Annotated in this window: 16 protein-coding genes; 5 read left to right on the top strand and 11 right to left on the bottom strand. The window is 53.5% G+C overall.

What is annotated here, in order from left to right; translation table 11 throughout:
• Positions 1-71: 71 nt before the first annotated feature.
• The 3 genes from B3355_RS00670 to B3355_RS00660 form a co-directional block, all read right to left on the bottom strand.
• On the bottom strand, positions 72-3,362 hold the full coding sequence (locus B3355_RS00670; RefSeq protein WP_292779183.1) for a DUF2126 domain-containing protein: 3,291 nt from the start codon (positions 3,360-3,362) through the stop codon (positions 72-74).
• 116 nt (positions 3,363-3,478) lie between these two features.
• Positions 3,479-4,321, bottom strand: a complete 843-nt coding sequence (locus tag B3355_RS00665) for an SPFH domain-containing protein (RefSeq protein ID WP_019881000.1) — start codon at positions 4,319-4,321, stop codon at positions 3,479-3,481.
• Between the two features lie 70 nt (positions 4,322-4,391).
• Positions 4,392-4,847: an NfeD family protein gene (locus B3355_RS00660; RefSeq protein ID WP_019880998.1), complete on the bottom strand. Its 456-nt coding sequence runs from the start codon at positions 4,845-4,847 to the stop codon at positions 4,392-4,394.
• Between the two features lie 134 nt (positions 4,848-4,981).
• Between B3355_RS00660 and B3355_RS00655 the strand changes: the two genes are divergently transcribed.
• From B3355_RS00655 to B3355_RS00640, 4 genes are all read left to right on the top strand, one after another.
• On the top strand, positions 4,982-5,548 hold the full coding sequence (locus tag B3355_RS00655) for a LemA family protein (RefSeq protein ID WP_292779180.1): 567 nt from the start codon (positions 4,982-4,984) through the stop codon (positions 5,546-5,548).
• An 8-nt stretch (positions 5,549-5,556) separates the two neighbouring features.
• The gene (locus B3355_RS00650; protein WP_292779177.1) at positions 5,557-6,468 is read left to right on the top strand and encodes a hypothetical protein; all 912 of its coding nucleotides are present in this window, start codon (positions 5,557-5,559) and stop codon (positions 6,466-6,468) included.
• A 187-nt stretch (positions 6,469-6,655) separates the two neighbouring features.
• Positions 6,656-7,873, top strand: coding sequence for an FAD-binding domain-containing protein (locus B3355_RS00645; RefSeq protein ID WP_292779174.1), 1,218 nt, complete (start codon positions 6,656-6,658; stop codon positions 7,871-7,873).
• Between the two features lie 64 nt (positions 7,874-7,937).
• The gene (locus B3355_RS00640; protein WP_292779171.1) at positions 7,938-10,835 is read left to right on the top strand and encodes a valine--tRNA ligase; all 2,898 of its coding nucleotides are present in this window, start codon (positions 7,938-7,940) and stop codon (positions 10,833-10,835) included.
• Between the two features lie 44 nt (positions 10,836-10,879).
• On the opposite strand, the gene B3355_RS00635 is transcribed toward B3355_RS00640, so the two are convergent.
• Entirely contained in the window at positions 10,880-11,911 is a 1,032-nt protein-coding gene (locus B3355_RS00635) for a serine endopeptidase (protein WP_292779168.1), read from the bottom strand.
• A 116-nt stretch (positions 11,912-12,027) separates the two neighbouring features.
• On the opposite strand from B3355_RS00635, the gene B3355_RS00630 reads away from it, so the two are divergent.
• Positions 12,028-12,246 carry a (2Fe-2S)-binding protein gene (locus B3355_RS00630; RefSeq protein ID WP_292779165.1) on the top strand — a complete coding sequence of 73 codons (219 nt, stop codon included), beginning with the start codon at positions 12,028-12,030 and terminating at the stop codon, positions 12,244-12,246.
• Here the strand turns inward: B3355_RS00630 and B3355_RS00625 are convergent.
• The 7 genes from B3355_RS00625 to B3355_RS00595 form a co-directional block, all read right to left on the bottom strand.
• On the bottom strand, positions 12,243-12,989 hold the full coding sequence (locus B3355_RS00625) for a molybdopterin-synthase adenylyltransferase MoeB (protein WP_292779163.1): 747 nt from the start codon (positions 12,987-12,989) through the stop codon (positions 12,243-12,245). The genes B3355_RS00630 and B3355_RS00625 overlap by 4 nt on opposite strands.
• Before the next feature lie 15 nt (positions 12,990-13,004).
• Positions 13,005-13,733, bottom strand: a complete 729-nt coding sequence (locus B3355_RS00620; protein WP_292779160.1) for a type II secretion system protein — start codon at positions 13,731-13,733, stop codon at positions 13,005-13,007.
• Positions 13,730-14,926: a hypothetical protein gene (locus tag B3355_RS00615; RefSeq protein ID WP_292779157.1), complete on the bottom strand. Its 1,197-nt coding sequence runs from the start codon at positions 14,924-14,926 to the stop codon at positions 13,730-13,732. The genes B3355_RS00620 and B3355_RS00615 overlap by 4 nt, the downstream gene beginning before the upstream one ends.
• The gene (locus tag B3355_RS00610) at positions 14,923-15,558 is read right to left on the bottom strand and encodes a hypothetical protein (RefSeq protein WP_024930331.1); all 636 of its coding nucleotides are present in this window, start codon (positions 15,556-15,558) and stop codon (positions 14,923-14,925) included. Before B3355_RS00610 ends, B3355_RS00615 begins: the two co-directional genes overlap by 4 nt.
• Positions 15,555-16,952 carry a hypothetical protein gene (locus tag B3355_RS00605; RefSeq protein WP_292779152.1) on the bottom strand — a complete coding sequence of 466 codons (1,398 nt, stop codon included), beginning with the start codon at positions 16,950-16,952 and terminating at the stop codon, positions 15,555-15,557. The genes B3355_RS00610 and B3355_RS00605 overlap by 4 nt, the downstream gene beginning before the upstream one ends.
• Entirely contained in the window at positions 16,894-17,889 is a 996-nt protein-coding gene (locus tag B3355_RS00600; protein WP_422655869.1) for a type II secretion system F family protein, read from the bottom strand. Before B3355_RS00600 ends, B3355_RS00605 begins: the two co-directional genes overlap by 59 nt.
• Before the next feature lie 194 nt (positions 17,890-18,083).
• Entirely contained in the window at positions 18,084-19,799 is a 1,716-nt protein-coding gene (locus tag B3355_RS00595) for a GspE/PulE family protein (RefSeq protein ID WP_292779146.1), read from the bottom strand.
• Positions 19,800-19,801: the final 2 nt, after the last annotated feature.

Raw genomic sequence — 19,801 nt, 5'->3', positions numbered from 1 at the left:
TAAGGGGGCGATCAAAAGCCATTAGTTAACAAGACATATACATTTAGATGACACCCAGTGTAACAGGATGTTCAACCATTGGCCTGCCAGCGCAGATCCAGGGTGAATGGAAAACGCGGATTGGGTGGCTCTTTTACCACATCCACCTTGCCTGGCGTATGTCCATGCGCCCAGAAACGGGCAAACCGGCGCGCCTCTGCTTCATTGGCATTGACCGGAAAAGTGCTGTAATTGCGCCCGCCCGGATGTGAGACATGGTAAGTACATCCCCCCAGCGACTTTTGACTCCAAGTGTCCACCAGGTCGAATACCAGCGGCGCCTGCACCGGAATGGTCGGGTGCAATGCGGACCAAGGATTCCAGGCACGGAAGCGGATGCCGGCGACATATTCCCCGGTATTGCCTGTCGCTTGCAGCGGCAACGGGCGACCGTTACAGGTCACCACATGGCGACCATCCGTCAAGCCGCGCACCCGCAACTGCATGCGTTCGACAGACGAATCGACATAACGCGCCGTGCCGCCGCCAGATACTTCTTCACCCAGCACGTTCCAAGGCTCTATGGCCTGCCGTAACTCCAGCTCAATACCGTGATAGGCAACCGTACCATAGCGTGGAAAACGAAACTCAATAAATGGCTCAAACCAGCGCTGCTCAAAGGCGCAGCCTGCCGCGCGCAAATCAGCCACCACATCAGCAATGTCCTGCGCCACAAAACTGGGCAGCATCCAGCGGTCATGCAACTCAGTCCCCCAATGCACCAATTTACCGGTGTAAGGTGTTTTCCAGAAACGGGCGACCAGCGCGCGTAACAACAAGCTTTGCAGCAAACTCATGCGCGCGTGCGGTGGCATTTCAAATGCCCTGAACTCGACCAGACCCAAACGCCCGGTCGGTCCATCTGGCGAATACAGTTTGTCGATAGAAAACTCGGCCCGGTGCGTATTGCCGGTTAAATCAACCAGCAAATGCCGCAGCAACCTGTCAACCAGCCAAGGCTGCTGACTCTCCTCACCCGGCGTCAGCATTTTCTCCATCTGCTGGAAAGCAATGCCCAATTCATACAAATTATCGTCGCGCGCCTCATCCACACGCGGTGCCTGGCTGGTAGGTCCAATAAACGTACCTGAAAACAGGTAAGATAAGGCCGGGTGATTCTGCCAGTAGGTAATCAAACTGCGCAGCACATCCGGGCGGCGCAGCATGGGGCTGTCTGCCGCCGTATCACCACCCAAGGTGACATGGTTACCGCCGCCCGTGCCTGTATGGCGCCCGTCCAGCATAAATTTCTCCGTGCCCAACCTGCACACACGCGCCGCTTCATACAGTGTACCGGTATTCGCCACCAGTTCCGTCCAGCTTTTAGCCGGGTGGATATTCACTTCAATGACGCCAGGATCCGGCGTCACGCTGAGTAATTTCAAGCGGCTATCGCGCGGTGGCGTATACCCTTCCAGCCACAATTTAAGCTTGAGGTCGGCAGCTGTTTGCTCGATTGCACTGAGTAAATCGAGGTAGTCTTCCAGGCGCGTCACCGGCGGCATAAAGACATATAGGCGCCCTTGCCGCACTTGCACGCACAAGGCAGTGTGAATCACCTCGCGCGCCTTGGGCTGGATGGTTTTGTGTTTAAGCCTGACTTTGGGCGTATTGGTATCGCCCAGCGCGGCTTGTTCGGCAAACGAATCCAGGGTAAATGCTGGCTCAACGTCAGCAGGTAACTGCCATGGCAATGAAGACAATGGCAATCGCAAGCCCATCGGTGAGTCGCCAGCCAATAAATAAAGATGTTCACGCCGCAGCGGCCACTTACTGGTGAGCCACTCACCAGCCGCCTTTGATTCTACTGGCTTTAACGGCATCACATAGCCGACCACCTTGCCCAACCCTTGATTCAGCACATTGGCCAATCGTTTGCGTTCAGCGCCATCGGTCAAATCAGCTTTGAGCGGATCCACATTGTGCGATAACTGCTGCTCCTGCTGCGCCAACGACCAGACATCCTCATAAGCAGGCACCACACAGGCGCGCGGGAAACCCAAGATATCGGCCAAATGCGAGACAAAGGCCTGCGCCTGCTTGGCGGTGTAACCATTATTCTCTGACTCAACAGAAAACAGGCTGACATCGCGCCACACTGGCTTGCCATCTGGCCGCCAGTAGATATTAATCGCCCAGCGCGGCAAAGGCTCACCGGGATACCATTTACCCTGACCGTAATGCAGGAAGCCATTGGGGGCAAAATGTGCCTTGAGCTGCGATGCCAGCTCACCCGCCAACTGCCGCTTGTGTTCGCCCAATGCCAGCGTATTCCACTGCGCGCCATCCATATCATCAATCGACACAAAGGTCGGCTCACCCCCATGCGTCAAGCGTACATCCATTTTGGTCAGCTGTTTGTCGACCTGCTCGCCGAGCTTCACAATGGCCTGCCAGTCCGCTTCACTATACGGCTTGGTCACACGCGGATCTTCATGAATGCGGGTCACCGACATCTCGTGGTGAAAAGTGACTTCAGCGACATCGGTAAACCCGACCACCGGCGCCGCAGACGAAGGCAGCGCGGTGCAGGCCAGCGGAACATGCCCTTCACCGGCCATCAGGCCTGAGGTCGGGTCCAAGCCGACCCAACCGGCGCCAGGAATAAACACCTCGGTCCAGGCATGCAAGTCGGTAAAATCCACTGCCGTACCACTTGGCCCGTCCAGCGCCTCAACATCGGCTTTAAGTTGTATCAGGTAACCGGACACAAAACGTGCAGCCAGGCCAAGGTTGCGCATAATCTGCACCAGTAACCAGGCCGAATCGCGGCAAGAACCCGTGCGCTTTTGCAAGGTTTCTTCGGGCGTTTGAATGCCTGGCTCCATACGCACGGTATAGCCAATATCGCCTTGCAACCGCTGATTCACCGCGACCAGAAAATCCACGATGCCAATCCCGGGTTGCACCACCTGCTGGCGAATGTGCCCCATCCAGCCTTGCAACAAAGGCGTCATCGGCTCAGCCTGCAAATAAGCGGTTAACTCAAACGCCTGTTGCTCGGTGTAATTGAACGGAAAGTGTTCGGCATATTTCTCTACAAAGAAATCAAACGGATTGATCACCGTCATGTCCGCCACTAAATCGACCGTAAAGTCGAGCTCGCGCACCATTTCGGGGAATACAAACCGGGCGATGTAATTACCGTAAGGGTCTTGCTGCCAATTGATAAAGTGTTTTTCAGGCTTCACGCTCAGTGAATACGACAACACAGGCGTGCGTGCGTGCGCGGCAGGCTTCAGGCGGACTTCGTGAGGAGACAGACTGACCAGGCGGTCGAACTTGTAACTGGTGCGGTGATGCAAAGCAACGCGGATAGCCACTGCTACTCCTTATTAGAATTATGGTTCTGAGCAGTGAGATGCAGGAAATATGCCAGTTGCGCCAGCATAAGCGCTAGCGCAACCGAAGGAGATTTTTTAAATCACTAGTTGCAGCGCTATTTACCGCCGCCTACCAGGCTTTTCACGGCGCTGACGACATCGCCTGGCATGACCACAATTTTACTGTTATTGGAGTCAGCCATTTTTTGCAAGGACTGAATGTAGCGATCCCCCAATAGAAAGGTCGCTGAAGCATTATTTTCTTTCACCGCCTCAGCAATCATCTTAATCGCCTCAGCGGAGGCATTCGCCCCCACCATTTGCGCCTCGGCATCTTTACGCGCCGCTTCCAGGCGCGCTTCCGCGTTCAGAATCAACGACTGTTTGGCACCTTCCGCCTCGGTCACCACCGCCACACGCTCACGCTCGGCAGCGGCTTGTCTTTCCATGGCGTCCTGCATATTGGCAGAAGGTTTGATATCCTGAATCTCGACGCTTTTCACAGTCAAGCCCCAATCCAGCGCCTCATCGGCAATGGCTTCCTTGAGTTCGGCCTTGATGCGGTCACGCGAAGTCAGCGCGTGGTTTAAATCCATACCACCAATAATCGAGCGCAAACTGGTTTGCACCATATTGCGCATGGCTTCGCGGAAGTTTTCAATACCATACACGGCACGTTCGATATTAGTGACTTTGATAAACGCCACCGCATTGGCCAGAATCACCGCATTATCGCGCGTAATCACCTCTTGCTCTGGCACATCCAGAATAATGTCCTTGGTGGTGACTTTGTAACTGACTGTACTCAAAATCGGGTTAATCACATGCAAGCCTGGCACTAAAATGCCAGCAAACTTGCCCAGGCGCTCAACTACCCACTCCTCGCCCTGCGGCACAATACGTACGCCTTTAACGATGGCAATAATCGCCAATATCAATATGATGATGCTGATTTCCATGTGTATTCCTCTAGTGAAAAATATTGAGCTGCTGCATTCAGCAACCCCAAAAGTCTTGGGCTAGTGTCGCTTAGTGTTGTCTCAGTGGCGCAACACGCAAGCCATTGCCTTCCACTGCCATGATTTTGGCAGGCTGATCGATAGCGATGTCTACGTCCGCATAGGCGGTCCATTCTTTGCTGCCCATCACGCCTTGGCTAAAACGAATTTTGCCGGGCTGTGCCGGGCTGACGGCAACGGTGATCACGCCCTGGCGACCAATCTCCTCACCCTGTGCCTGCCCGACACGCGGTGCCGGATGGGCTTGTTCCCGCTTGCGCCAGATGGCGACGGCCAATACGGAAAAAATGGCATAGATGACGATTTGCCAAGCAAGACTAAAGGCTGGGAATAACCAGGAAAACAATGCCATGACCAAGGCGGCGACGCCTGGCCAAAGCAAATACAAAGTACCGGACATCATTTCCAGACACAATAAAATCAGGCCGATAACGCCCCAACTCCAGACCAGTTGCACGGTGCTCACCTCTCTATTGTTTTTAATATATCCTATCAGAAAAGAACGTATTCTTGCTGCCTATTGCATACATGGCAATCACGCTGCTTGTATTAGCATGCCCTAGACTATCCGTTTAACATCGTTACCAAACAAGGAGAATTATGGAGATCGTCACCTTAGTCATATTCGCAGTTTTAACGCTTTATATCATCATGCTGTATAACAGTTTAGTCAGCGTTAAAAACAACATTGCCAAAGCCTGGTCGAATATTGAAATACTGCTGAAGCAGCGTCATGACGAGTTGCCTAAACTCATTGATACCTGCAAGCAATACATGAAGCATGAACAAGAAACCCTGGAAAAGGTCATGTTAGCCAGGTCACAGGTGTCTAAAGCGCAGCAGTCACACGACGTTAACGCCTTGGGGACAGCCGAAGGTGCATTGCGCACAGGATTAGGCAATCTGTTTGCCCTGGCAGAAGCGTATCCTGAATTAAAAGCCAACGAGAATTTTCTGCATTTGCAATCCCGTATCAGCGGGCTAGAGAACGCCATTGCTGACCGTCGTGAGTTTTACAATGAAAGTGTTAATATCAACAACGTACGTATCGAACAGTTTCCCGATCTGTTAGTGGCGAAACTATTTAACTTTCCACGCTTTGAGCTCATGCGTTTTGCCAGCGAAGAACTGCGAGACATCGATATCGGCAAACGCTTTAATAGTTAAGCTGTACTATGTTGCAGTTTTTACGCGGTCACGATAACGACGCGATCACGTCCGTTGGCCACCTGACCTTGTTGCTGATGGCCGTGTATGCTCATAATCAAAGAGTATGGATAGGCTGTTGCAGTTTGATCGGCCTCATCAGCCTCTGGGCCTGGGCAGCTAACTACCAAAGATGTCGCGTCATTTCAGATACACCGACCTCACGCATCGCCTCCGCTGCACAAGGCTATGTTGAACTGTATGGGCGCACTGCGATGGCCTACAACAATTTACTCATCAGCCCCTACAGCCACACGCGCTGTATTTGGTACCGTTATCGCGTCTATGAAAAAGAAGACAAAGGCTGGCGCCAGGTCAGCAATCATACCAGTGACAGTACGATAGAGATTAGCGATGGCACGGGCAGCTGTGTGATCGATCCAGATCATGCAGAAGTCATTGCGCCCGATCGCCGGGTGGTAAACCAAGGCAGCTATAAATATGTGGAGGAGCTGCTGAGAAGCGACTCAGTTTATGCCTTAGGCGAGTTCGCGACCATAGGCGGCGCCAACTCCATACTCGACTTGAAATCAGATGTGACTGCCTTGCTGGCATCCTGGAAGGAAAACAAACAATCGTTGTTGCAGCGCTTTGACCTGGATGGTAATGGCGAGATTGATTTTAAAGAATGGGAATTAGCACGCAGGGCGGCTATGCGTGAAGTCGAGAAAGAACATAGAGAGATCCGCGCATCAGATGGCGTCCATGTGATGCGGGCACCAAAAAATGGCCGACCATTTCTATTATCCAACCTATCACCGCAAAAGTTACGCACTACCTATCGATGTTGGGGTGCCGTGCATTTAACCATTCTCTTTCTGGCAGTGGCAGGCGCACTATGGTTCTGGCAAGGCCATACACTGATCGAACTGTTTACTTAAGTGTCTGAAAGCGCACAATGTAAGAAGTCGTGTTGTCTACCAGTGGATTGTACTCGGTAGCATTCAGTCCACGGTCAGGCAGCCACCTGTCCAAGCCTCACCACTAGCATCCTGCCTGCATAAACCGCCCCTGAGCAACTATGAATATTTGAAGGCATGGCATCACTACTTGTGTCAAAATGGTGCAATGACTCAACCGCCTACGCGTCTCACGCTTGCCTCTGACCGTTACGAACGGCTGGCACAAATCAGGGAATACTTTCCGCAAGCCACCGGGCCAGATTTGTCCCAGGCCTGGCAAGGCGGTCGCGCGGCTGCATTGCAGAAATTATCTGCCGTGGATGCGGAAGGCTATGCGCGTAGCCGCAACCAGCTCGCCGGCGCGGTGACAGGGCTCTCGCCCTACTTGCGCCATGGCTGCCTGTCGCTACCGGAAACGGTGACAGATATTCATACCCGCTTTGGCAAACGTGCGCACAAACTCACCGCCGAACTCAGCTATCGCGATTATTTCCGCCAGGTATGGTACCGGTTTGGTGCAGCGATCATGCAGCCCATGGAGTCACCAAAAGTGGCTTTAGGTGAAAAACCCATGCCAGATTTTATTCCACAGGGCTTTACCGGGCTCGTGTGCATGGATGAAATTGTGCGTCAATTGCAGCAACAGGGCTATGTACACAACCATGCACGCATGTGGTTTGCAGCCTATGTCGTCCATTGGCTAAAAATAGACTGGCGACAAGCCGCAGACTGGTTTGAAACTCAACTGCTGGATGGTGACACCGCGTCCAACCACCTGTCCTGGCAATGGATTGCCTCCAGCTTCAGCAACAAGCCCTATCTGTTTAACAAAGAAAACCTGATCAAATTTGGTGGGGAGCCCTGGTGCAAGCAATGCCGTGTCACCTGTCCGTTTGAAGGCAGCTATGAGCAACTGCATCAACAACTGTTTACGGATGCCATGGCCGCTGACAAACCGGTCACACACCACCTGAACCCGCCTGAACCCGAACCGAAAGGCGTCGCCAGCCTGGTGTGGATCCATGATGAAATGCTGTCACCATCGCACGCACTGCATGCATTCAACTTGCCTGCCGTGTTTGTATTTGATGCATCGCTATACCAGCACTGGCCACTCAAGCGGCTACAGTTCATGGCGGATTGCCTGGCTGAAATGCCAGGGGCAGAGGTGTGGCTGGGAGAAACCAGACAAGTATTGGCGCAGCGTGCGCAGGGGCGCATCCTTACCCAGGATACCCCGCAACAAGCGCTCAAGCAGGCTGCTGGCGAACTGAATATTGAGTGGCGCACAGAGCCTGGTTTGACAGATGCCTCATTGAGCGACCATCAACTGATGCGTTTTAGCCGTTACTGGAAAGCCGTGGAGCCGTCACTGACAGCTTAAGTTTACGCAAACTAGCGCCTGCACCTGCGCTGCGGGCCTGCCCGCCTGTGGTAAAATCCCGCGCATGAATACTTCCAACCCAAACGCCAATACTCCTCGCGAACTCGCAAAATCCTTTGACCCAAAAACCATTGAAAGCCAATGGTATGCCTTTTGGGAAGGCAAAGGCTTTTATGCCGCAGGCATGAATCCGCAAGTGCAAGATAATTTCTGTATTTTGCTGCCGCCGCCTAACGTCACTGGCACCCTGCATATGGGCCACGGCTTTAACCAGACCATTATGGATGCCTTGACCCGCTACCACCGCATGCGTGGTGACAATACCTTGTGGCAACCTGGTACAGACCACGCGGGCATTGCCACGCAAATTGTGGTTGAGCGCCAGCTTGATGCCCAAGGTGTCAGCCGCCATGATCTGGGCCGCGAGAAGTTTCTGGAAAAAGTCTGGGAATGGAAAGAGTATTCTGGCGGCACCATCACTCAGCAAATGCGTCGCTTAGGCACCTCGCCCGACTGGAGCCGTGAGCGCTTCACCATGGATGCAGGCCTGAATAAAGTGGTCACCGAAACCTTTGTACGCCTGTATAACGAAGGCCTGATTTACCGTGGCAAGCGCCTGGTGAACTGGGATGTGAAACTGGGCACGGCCGTGTCTGACCTCGAAGTCGTGCAAGAGGAAGAAGATGGCGCCATGTGGCATATCAGCTATCCACTGGCAGATGGTTCAGGCGCACTGACTGTCGCTACAACGCGCCCTGAAACGATGCTGGGTGACGTGGCCGTAATGGTTAACCCGGAAGATGATCGCTACAGCCACCTGATAGGCAAAAATGTCATCCTGCCATTGTGCAATCGTGAAATCCCGGTGATTGCCGATGACTATGTAGACAAAGAATTTGGCACCGGCGTGGTGAAAGTGACGCCTGCACATGACTTTAACGACAATATGGTCGGCCAGCGCCAGGGCTTGGACAAAATCATTATCCTCAACCTGCAAGGCTTTGTACCCGCAGCAGCCGAAGTGTATGCTGCCGACGGTAGCGCCAAAACCGCGATCGCCTTGCCCGCCAACCTGATCGGGCTGGAGCGTTTTGCTGCACGCAAGCAAGTCGTTGCTGATCTCGAAGCCGGTGGCTTTTTGATCAAAGTTGAAAAACACAAATTGAAAGTGCCACGTGGTGACCGCACCAACGTGGTCATTGAACCCATGCTGACTGACCAGTGGTTTGTGGCCATGAGCAAAAAAGGCGACGATGGTCAAAGCATCACCGAAAAAGCGCTCGAAGTAGTGGCTAACGGTGAGATCAAGTTCTATCCGGAAAACTGGGTCAACACTTACAACCAGTGGCTGAATAATATCCAGGACTGGTGTATCTCCCGTCAGCTGTGGTGGGGCCATCAAATCCCGGCCTGGTATAGCGATGACGGCAAAACCTATGTGGCGCACGATGAAGCCGAAGCGCAATCGCTGGCGGCCAAAGATGGCTATACAGGCGCCCTGAAACGCGACGCAGATGTGCTGGACACCTGGTACTCCTCTGCCCTCTGGCCGTTCTCTACTCTGGACTGGACCGGCGACGAAGCCATTGATGCGCAGAACCAGGCCTTGCAGCAATACCTGCCATCCTCAGTACTGGTGACCGGTTTCGACATTATCTTCTTCTGGGTGGCGCGTATGGTGATGATGACCAAGCACATCACCGGCAAGATTCCGTTCAAGCATGTCTATGTGCATGGCCTGATCCGCGATGCCGAAGGCCAGAAGATGTCCAAGTCCAAAGGCAATGTGCTGGATCCGATTGACTTGATTGATGGTATTGATCTGGAATCGCTACTGAAAAAGCGCACCACCGGCCTGATGAATCCAAAAGATGCCGAGAAAATCGAGAAGCGCACACGTAAGGAATTCCCGGAAGGGATCGCCGCCTACGGCACGGATGCGCTTCGCTTTACCTTTGCCAGCTTGGCCTCACCTGGCCGCGACATCAAATTTGACCTGCAACGCTGCGAAGGCTATCGCAACTTCTGCAACAAACTGTGGAACGCCACCCGTTTTGTGCTGATGAACACAGAAGGACAGGACAATGGTTTTGGCGTGGAAAGTTGCGAAGACGGTGGCCGCAAGTTCAGCCAGGCAGATCGCTGGATCGTCTCACTGCTGCAACGCACTGAAGCTGAAGTTGAACGCGCCTTTAATGACTACCGCTTCGACCTCGCGGCCAAAGCCATTTACGAGTTTGTCTGGGACCAATATTGCGACTGGTACCTGGAAATCGCCAAGGTACAGATCCAGGGCGGCAGCGAGGCCGAGCAACGCGCAACGCGTCGTACGCTGTTACGCGTGCTGGAAACCATATTGCGCCTAGCGCACCCGATTATTCCGTTTATTACCGAAGAAATCTGGCAGACCATCGCGCCGATGACTGAGCTGAAAGACAAGTCACGCGGCACTGACAGCATCATGCTGCAAGCCTACCCGAAAGCGGACCTGGAAAAAATTGATGAGCAGGCCGAAGCCTGGGTGGCCACACTGAAAACGGCGGTTGAGGCTTGCCGCAGCTTGCGCGGCGAAATGAGTATCTCACCCGCTGCCAAGGTGCCATTGATTGCCGCCGGTGATGCAGAGCAACTGGCCACGTTTGCACCCTACCTCAAATCGCTGGCCAAGCTGGAAAACGTTGATATCGTTGCAGACTTACCAGAAGCCGACGCGCCGGTCATGCTCGCAAGTGACTTCAAGTTGATGCTCAAGGTAGAAATTGACGTCGCCGCAGAAAAAGAGCGCTTAGGTAAAGAAATTGCTCGTTTACAAGGCGAGATTACCAAAGCCAACAGCAAACTGGGCAACGAAAGCTTTGTTGCACGTGCGCCAGCAGCCGTGGTCGAGCAGGAAAAAGCCCGCCTGGCAGAGTTCAGTGCCAGTTTAGAAAAACTGCAAACGCAATTAAATAAACTCAGCTAAGCACTTAAACCTGAACATTTTGCAATGTGGCATCTCGCCTATCATCAGGCGACGGTGCCACACTTGTGGCAAAACTTGGCAAAGGCGTTTTTTCTGGCATTACAACCCACACAGTAATTGTGCAAACAAATACCGCAGTGCATACAAAAGTCGTTGTGCTCATTTTTCAGGTCAACCTGGCGCTCACAACCCGGGCAAATATTCTTGCCCAAGCGTTCTAGTGCGGTGTCATAGCCCAACTCTTCACGGCGCTGAAACTCAGGTTGCGACTCTGCTAACTGCTGCTGTGCCAGATAACGCTGCAGGGCAGCAATGGCATACCTGCCACCCACCACAGTTAGCAAAATACCGACCAGATAGCGCACATAACCACCATAATCTGGCAAATACGGCACCAGTTCAACGAAGAATGCCATCAGTGCAAAGATAATAAAGCCCCATACGAAAGGCCAGTACTGGGATTTGCGCTGTTTCACAAACAACCAGGCAGCTAGCCCCAGCAAAGGCAACGTCAGCAACAGCCGATACAAAAATACCCGCGTCGCCTTGTGTTGGTAAGCCTCGTCGAATTTTTTACGTGCCACCTCTTCCATGGCATTGATCTGCGTTTGCAGTTGCGCCTCATGCTGAAACAGGTTTGTTTGCTTCTGCTGAATATGCTCTACCGACTTCTCAGCATTGCGCTCCTGCACTTTCAGCGCATCCAATTGCTGTGTGCGCCTGACCAACTCATCATCCTGCGTTGACAACTGCGTCACGTCTCGCGTGGCTACCCAATTATCGAAAGTACTGCGCGCGGCCTGATAGTCTTTTTGTCTAATCGTAAGCTGCAAACTGGCTTGCTCCAGTTGATCAGCCAATCGTTGCCGTTGCTGAACAATGCCGTTCAGCTCTGTGCGCAAAGGCTCCATGGCGCGGTGGTTAACAAAATGCTCGGTGGTGTACTCGGTCTCCACCCGCGGTAGGTCGCCGATAATATTTTTACCCAAACCGGTTAAAAACCAAGCGAAGATAAAAGCAACGGCCCACAATGCGCGGTTAAACCATTTTTCAGATAATCGAACGCCTTTATTCATCAGCAGCTCCTGATTGGATGTTTATCGATGCTAACGGGCTTTGAGCCCAGCAGCAAGCCAAAGTCTGACACAGGCCCGGCATCTGCCGTTAAAATGATGTTTTAGAGGATAGCAAGATGCCTGGAGCCGACGAAGAAAACCCGAAAGAAGTGCTGTGCAGTTGCAGCGGGACGACGCGCGGGCTGATTATTGACCTGGTCGCACAAGGCAAAGACCTCGAAGGCATTTCACGCTACTCGGGCGCCCTCAGCGGTTGTGGCGGCTGCGAGTGGGAGATTAACGAACTGGTGAATGCCCTCAACGCCAAACACCTCACACAACTGCCAAAACCCTAATGCGCGCACACCGTGCAAGACGGATCTTTTTTCAGGCGTATCGTGCGCCATTCAGCGCTCAGCGCATCTAGCAGCAGTAATCGGCCCTGCATGGTTTGGCCAATATTAAGCAAAATCTTGATCGCCTCCGCCGCCTGTGCGGTGCCTATCATGCCGACCAACGGCGCAAACACCCCGTTATCGGCACAACGCAAGGCCTGATCATCACCCACATCAGGATACAGGCAGTGATAACACGGGCTCTCATCATGCCGGAAATCAAACACGCTTAACTGCCCCTCAAAACGGATGGCCGCGCCCGAAACGAGTGGTGTTTTGTGGGTAAAGCAAAGCTGGTTTAGCAAGTAGCGTGTGGCAAAATTATCCGAGCAGTCAATCACTACATCGGCTTCTACCACGCGCGCGGCAAGCGCGTCATCATTAAGCCGTGTAGTCTCGATATTCACCTTGACCTCGGGATTCAGGCTGGCAATCGTTGCCTGCGCGGACAAGGCTTTGTTCTGCCCGACCGCAGCCGTCGTGTGAATAATTTGGCGTTGCAGGTTGGTTAAATCCACGTGGTCAAAATCGCAAATGGTTAAGGTCCCCACGCCAGCAGCAGCCAGGTACATGGCAACTGGCGCACCCAAACCTCCGGCGCCGATAATCAGCGCATGGCTTTGCGTGAGCGTTTCCTGCCCAGCGTACTCAACCTGAGGCAACATAATGTGCCGACTGTAACGTAACAGTAAATCGTCTTGCATGAAAAATCCGTTTATTCAAGGCAGGCGCTGCGCCTGCACCATCTGCTGTATCAATACTTTGGGCGACAACATGACCAAACGGTCATCAAACACCGCACCAGCCGCTTGCTGCTGCGCTTTATCGACAAAAGCGAGGTCGCCATCAGCGTTTTCCAGCTCATCAGAATGCGTGGGTGCTGCCATGGCATGCGCTTGCCCGCCAGACACCGATTGTATGCCACCCAGCCCGTTTTCGCCATGCGAAAGGACAATCGCTGCCGGACGACTGGGCGCACTGGTCACGAACCCATTGTCGCCAGATACTTGAATATTACTGGCATTCTCTGCCGCAGACACCGAAAACCACTGCGCATGGTGGGTAAAGGTACTATCCGCCCGGTAACGGAAAAACCGCCCCCAGGCATCAGTTGCAACGAGCCCCAATTGCAACCAGGGTAGTAAGCCCTCATCGCCCGCACAACTTTGATTCGCCGATACATTTTCCCAGCCATCTGGCGGCTGGTCAGTATCCGGGCATGGCAAATAATGATAAATAATGGCGTGACCGATCAATGCCTGCTGCGCGACATACAGCCGTTGCTCCGTTTGCTGGTATTTCTGCAAACCATGTTGTACCCGTAATGGCGTCATCAGCCAGCCCATCATTAAACTTAAAATCACCAATGCCAGCGCCATCTCCAGTAAGCTAAACCCTGACATCGCGGCCCTGATGTCGATTTGGCGGTTATGCGGCGCCCGACTCATGGCCGACTCACCTTATCTTGCAGGTCATTACTCAACAAGTTGAGCGTAGAGGCATCTTGTACATGCAACGCGAGCAAGGTAGAAGCTTCCAGATACACGTTCAGATGTCCTTTATCCGTGATGCTGTCACGAACCTGCCCTGGTAAGCGCTCTCCGCCCAGAATGATGCTGGCTTGTGTCTGACCTGGTAGGTAAAACACTTGCTCCCGCCATGCATTCTGCTGAAACCAATGATGTTGCTGATTGCCATCCAGCACATGCTGTACTGTCCATGGCCAGTGAGCATTGACATCCAAAGGCAAGCGACCGATGCTGGTCGCCGTAGAGAGGCATTGCCCGGCGCTCAATGACTGACTGCCAAGGCAACCGCTATCGCTGACTGCAGCAGCCATCGGGTAGCTCAAACATGGCACGCCAACACAGCGCAGGCTTCGCTTCACCTCTGCCAACACCTGCTTTTGCATCACTTGATGCATTTGACCCGAGGTGACTGGCCAAACCACATCGTTAAAATGCATGGAGGCTGGTGCCCTGGCAAAACCACGCGAAGTGCCCTCCTGTGGACTGGCGTTATCAGCAGCGCTATTAATATCCAGGTAGTGCCTGGTAATCTCCGTGGTTGCTTCCTGACGCTGCTGCACCCAACCATCCTCACGCACCAGGGGTTGCATAGGCGCGATCAACACCGCCACGACACCATTGCCTTGCGTTGCATCCCACATCAACCCTTCTGACGAAGCCACACTCCAAGTGCCAGTCGTATCCAGATTCAATGGCCGCAGACGCGGATTATTTTTATAGCGCTCGGAAACGGCATACCACAAGCGCTCGCCACTACCATCGCGCACATCACCCACGCCTAAGGTTTTCCAGGGCAGTCGGCCCAAACGTGACGTATTACTGCAGGATGTTTCAGCAATGCCATCATTATTGCGGTCTGGACAGGGCAAATCACCGGGCCGCGGGCAGTTCAGCTCACACAGTGTCAGCCCTAATGGCTGCTGCGCATAAGCCAGTAAGGCTTGCTGCGCCAGTGCGAGTGACGCCATGGTTTTTTGCATTACGCGCTGGCGGGCAGGATATGTGCCTGGAGCCATATATAGCATCCATCCGCCCATGCCAGATAACAAGAGCAACACGACCCAGATCGCAACGCCTGTTTGCACACCTCGCTCAACATGATCAGGCATCATGATTGCGCCTCCCCTTGCACGCCAATCAGCTCATCGGGTAACACATTGGGGAAGTTAAATAACACCAGATCGCACTGCGCAGTAATCACCTCGGCGCCTTCAGCCAATGCCCAGCCGCAGCGACGCACCAGCAACAAACCGGCATAAGCATGCTCAAGCTGTTGCAACCAGTCGATGACGGTAGACTCATGAGATACGGACCAATTGAGCTGTATGGACGTCGCCGTGAAGTTCGACGCTGGTGGCTGGCTGGTCGGCCATTGCGAACGACAGGTCACCGCCGTGCAAGACACGGTAGGCTGTATCTCATACGCAACATGCGGCAACGTAAATTGCTGCTGCATGGCGATCAAAGTGCGATCCCAATGATCGAAATCAGGCGACCGCATTAAACCAAATTTCTGCCAGCCTGCACGATGCGCAAGGAAATAATGCACATCAGGCTGGTAACTAGCCAGAAGCGCACTCTGTTGCTGTTGTTGCTGCAATTGATTTCTGGCCTGGCTCAACGCATCTTCAGCCTTCCATTGCGCATGCAACACGATTGCCAGCGCGACAGTGATCAGGCATAACGCGATCAACCAACCGAGCAAAATTGGACGTAAAGCAGACCAATAACCTGTTGCTTTCATAGAGCGGCCGCCTGAGCATCTCGCAGGTACAGCTTAAGCACAGGTGGCTGATCAAGGCCCGGTGCTTGACCAGTATTACCCTGCCGCTGAGCGTTGCTTGCGGACGCAGACGGCATGAGCACCTCTATTTTTTCCACCTCGGGCAAACCACGTAATCGACTGAGCAGTTGCTGCCATTCGATAACCGCCTGGTCATTTTGATCACGCTGCGACCATGTCACGGTCAGCGTTTCCTTCCAAACAGAAGCCTGCTGCGTGGGTACATCATCCTGCGCGGCACTCCCTGCCAAGCCCCATTCCAGTGCCACCACCTGCCAGTGAGAGACGCCCAGCAAAACATGCTGCATGATGACCAATGCACGATCTGGCGATCGCACGGACGACTGCAAGCCTTGCACCGCCTGCGTCAAGGCGCGCACCCCCGGCAACTGTGCCTGATTGATAGGTTCAGATGGTTTCAGCTGCCCAACATTTAGCTGGCGCTTAATCTGCAGCATTTGCCCCTGCGCCTGCTGTGTGGCTTGTATGCCCACCCAACCTGCCAGGACAATCAAACCAGCCATCACCGCCCCTGCCCAATGCAGGCGATGCTTCATGCGCATGCTGCTATCGAGCATCAGCACAGGCTCAGGGGCCAGATTAGGTAATGGCCGACCTTTTAATATGTGCTGAATCGCCGCCCACTCCATGGCATGCAGCCCCTCTGGCAATGCGTGCCCCTTTAAATGACGCGCCCTGTCTGCTTCAGAGATATCCACCCATTGGCAACCAACAGATAACTGTGCTTTTAACAATGGGATATCCATCGGCACCTGGCCCAGCCAGGTGAGTGATAATACATCTGCTTCTTGAAGCCAATGCTGGTGAATCAAAGTCATGCGCATTTGAGTCACCTCATGCGCAATACGGCCCACACTATCTTCAGGTGTAGCAGTATCTGGCGGCAATAGAAACAGTCGGCTAAAAAACAGCCGCTGCCGCTGAAGATAGCTAATACGGACTTGTTGTGGCGTGTATTGAACACAGAGTGCATGCATTAAACCTTGCAGGGTGGCGGGCAGGCAACAAGCAAGGCAAAGCGCTTGCGTGTATAGCCCCTGAATTCGAATCGAGTGCTTGTGCAACACGTTCAGCCAGTCAGCCAAAAGAGGAGAAGTCAGCGCCACAAACAAAAAGCGACTTTCCCGGCGCAAGCCCTGCACATTATCCAGGCGGCAAACGGTATGCATGCCTTGTGCAAAAGGCCATGTCGCCAGCTTGCGCATTAACAACTGATGCCCGGCAGACCCTCGCACTTGCGGCAAAGTTTCAACGTGATACTGCTCATCCGCATGATTAGTCAGGAACGAGATTATTGCCTGCGGAAACTGCTGCCACCAGTCTAATAGCGCCATGCNNCATGCCCAGCGCGATGGTGAGCGCGGGCTCAAGTAATCGCAATAACATCTGCAGTTGTGACTGTACCTCCCGGTCGTAAAAGACAGCCAGCTGGAATAACATACGGTCGAGCGCACCAGTGGTTTCACCCACACTTAACATGCGTAACATCAGCGGCGGGAATTGTTGCGTGGCCGCAAAACCAGCCGTGAGGCTTTCCCCGGCCTGAACGCGCTGGTGCACTTCTGACAGCGCCTGTTCCATCACGCGTTGTTGCAACAAGGGCTGGCACCATGCCAATGCCTGCAACAAGGGAATCCCTGTCTGATACATCAACCCGAGAAAACGACAAAGCCTGGCCAATACCAGTTGATGCAATAAACGCCCAATCACCGGCAACTTCAAGAGCCGTTGGTCAAGAAAAAAAGCGAAGACCGGTGATCGACGCATCGCCAGCATAAAGGCACCCACCAGGGCAATCACGCCAAGTAATAGCCATCCGCCATAAGCCATCATCCCGTCCGACAGCGCCAGCAACAGGCGGGTAGACCACGGCAACTCCTGGCCCAGGCTTTGTAAGAAGCTGGCCATTTGCGGCACCAGAAAAGTCAGCATGACATAAGCAGCAAGCGCCACCATGACACACAACACCGCCGGGTAAGTCAGGCCCCGGCGAATTTGTGACAGCAGTTCGGCCTGCCACGACAATGTACGCGTCAAATGCCCAAAAATCTCCGGCAACTGACCGGTACGCTCACCCGCATCAACAAGCTGAGCCAGCAAGGGTGGAAAGACTTTAGGCTGCGCCTGCAAGGCTTGTGACAATAGCCTGCCAGCCTCCAGATCACGTTGCACGGTGCGCAATGCCGCCATCATGCCAGCATGTTCATTTTGGTCAGCCAGCTCGGCCACTGCCTGTAGCAAGGGCACACCCGCTTGCAGCAATTGCTCCATTTGCACGCAAAATAAAATCAATGCCTGCGTACCCACTCTGGGCTGTCGCCACACCCATGGCTGACCCAATTTGAACGTCAGTAACTCCAGGCTCTGCTGCTGTAAACTCGCCATGAGTGCCTGCTCATCGGGCACCTCCAATACGCCACGTTGCCGTTGGCCATATTGGTCGATGGCGATATAGCGATAGCTGGTCATGGTGTTGCTACCACCGCCTCGAGCGCACTTAAGTCGACCACCCGACGCAACTCCTGCACGCTGGTCTCCCCTGCATTTACCCACTGCAAGCCCTCTTCCGCCAGCGTGGTATAGCCATGCACCCGTGCCAGTTGCTGCATGGCCAGAGGTTGCGTCAGCATCGCATTCATATCGGCATGCATGGTCAGCACTTCCATAATGACCAATCTGCCATGGTATCCACTCATGCGGCAGTGCACGCAACCTTCTGCCTCAAATACAGGCCTCGCCCAGGTTTGTGCTGGTGCACATACCTGGCGCAACAGTTGCTCCAGCGCGCGATCAGCCTCGGTTTGCCGCTTGCAGTGTTTACACAAACGTCGTAGCAGCCTTTGTGCAATCACACCCACCAGGCATCCAGCCATCATATGCGGACTGACGCCCAGATCTTGCAGCCGTGAAAAAGCGGCTGTTGCACTATTGGTATGCAAGGTAGTCATCACCAGATGGCCAGTCATGGCCGCTCTCACTGCCATGGCAGCGGTAGATTCATCGCGTATTTCGCCAATCAGGATGATGTCAGGATCCTGCCGTAAAATCGCCCGGATACCATTGATAAAATCCACCTTATTTGCTGCATTGACCGAGGTCTGGCGCATGAGCGCATGCGGATACTCCACCGGGTCTTCCAGTGTCATGATATTGACGTGCTCGTGATTGAGGTGGCCGAGCATTGAATACAAAGTGGTGGTTTTGCCACTGCCTGTGGGGCCCGTTAAAATCAGCAAACCTTCTGGCTTTTCCAGCATGGCTTTGACGCGTTGCAACTGTGGTGCACGCAATCCCATGGCCTCCAGGGGGATAATTGCCTTATCGCGGTCCAATACGCGCAATACAAGATTTTCACCATGCAAAGTCGGATGACTGGACACCCTGAAATCAATTTGCCGACCGCATAAAAACATATTGACCCGGCCATCCTGCGGCGTACGCTGCTCGGCAATGTCCATTCCCGCCAGTATTTTTAGCCGTACACACATGGCTGGCCAGTAGCGATCATGCAAACAGCGGATCTGCCACAACACCCCATCAATCCGGTAACGTATCCTGAGAAAGGCATGCTCAGGCTCGAAATGGATATCCGAAGCGCCTTGCTTGACTGCATCTATCAACACGGCATTCACCAGCCTGATAACCGGCCGCGAGGCTTGCTGCACAGGGAGTGAGGCTGGCGCGCTGCCCTCCTGCTCAATTTCACGCAACAGACTATCGAGTGACAGGCTATGCCCGTAACACTTGTCCAGTGCCTGCTCTAAATGTGCCTCAGTCGCCAATACTGATTTAAGCTGTATGGTGCCGCCCAGCATATGCCGCAGTGCATCTAGCACCAGCATATTATTGTGGCCGGACACGGCCACACGCATGATTTGTTTGTCTGGCGACAAATCCAGCGGCAACAATTTATGTTGCCGGGCAAAGGCCTCCGGCACCATCGCCAGCGCTTCCGGGTCAACAATCACCTGCTGTAAATCAATGCTTTCCTGTGCATGATAATGCGCCAGCACATCGCGTATCATGGCATCAGTTACAAAATGCAGCCTGACTAATTGCTGCCCAAGCAGCAGCCGATGTTTTTGTTGTTCAATTAACGCAATTTCTAACTGGTCAGCGGTAATCATGCCTTTTGCCAACATCCATTCCCCAATACGAGTGTTGTCTGTGGCGGCCAGCATGC

Origin of the sequence: Methylophilus sp. UBA6697 (assembly GCF_002454655.1) — a bacterium.
Taxonomy (GTDB): Bacteria; Pseudomonadota; Gammaproteobacteria; order Burkholderiales; family Methylophilaceae; genus Methylophilus.
This window is presented reverse-complemented; position numbering and strand designations above follow the sequence as displayed.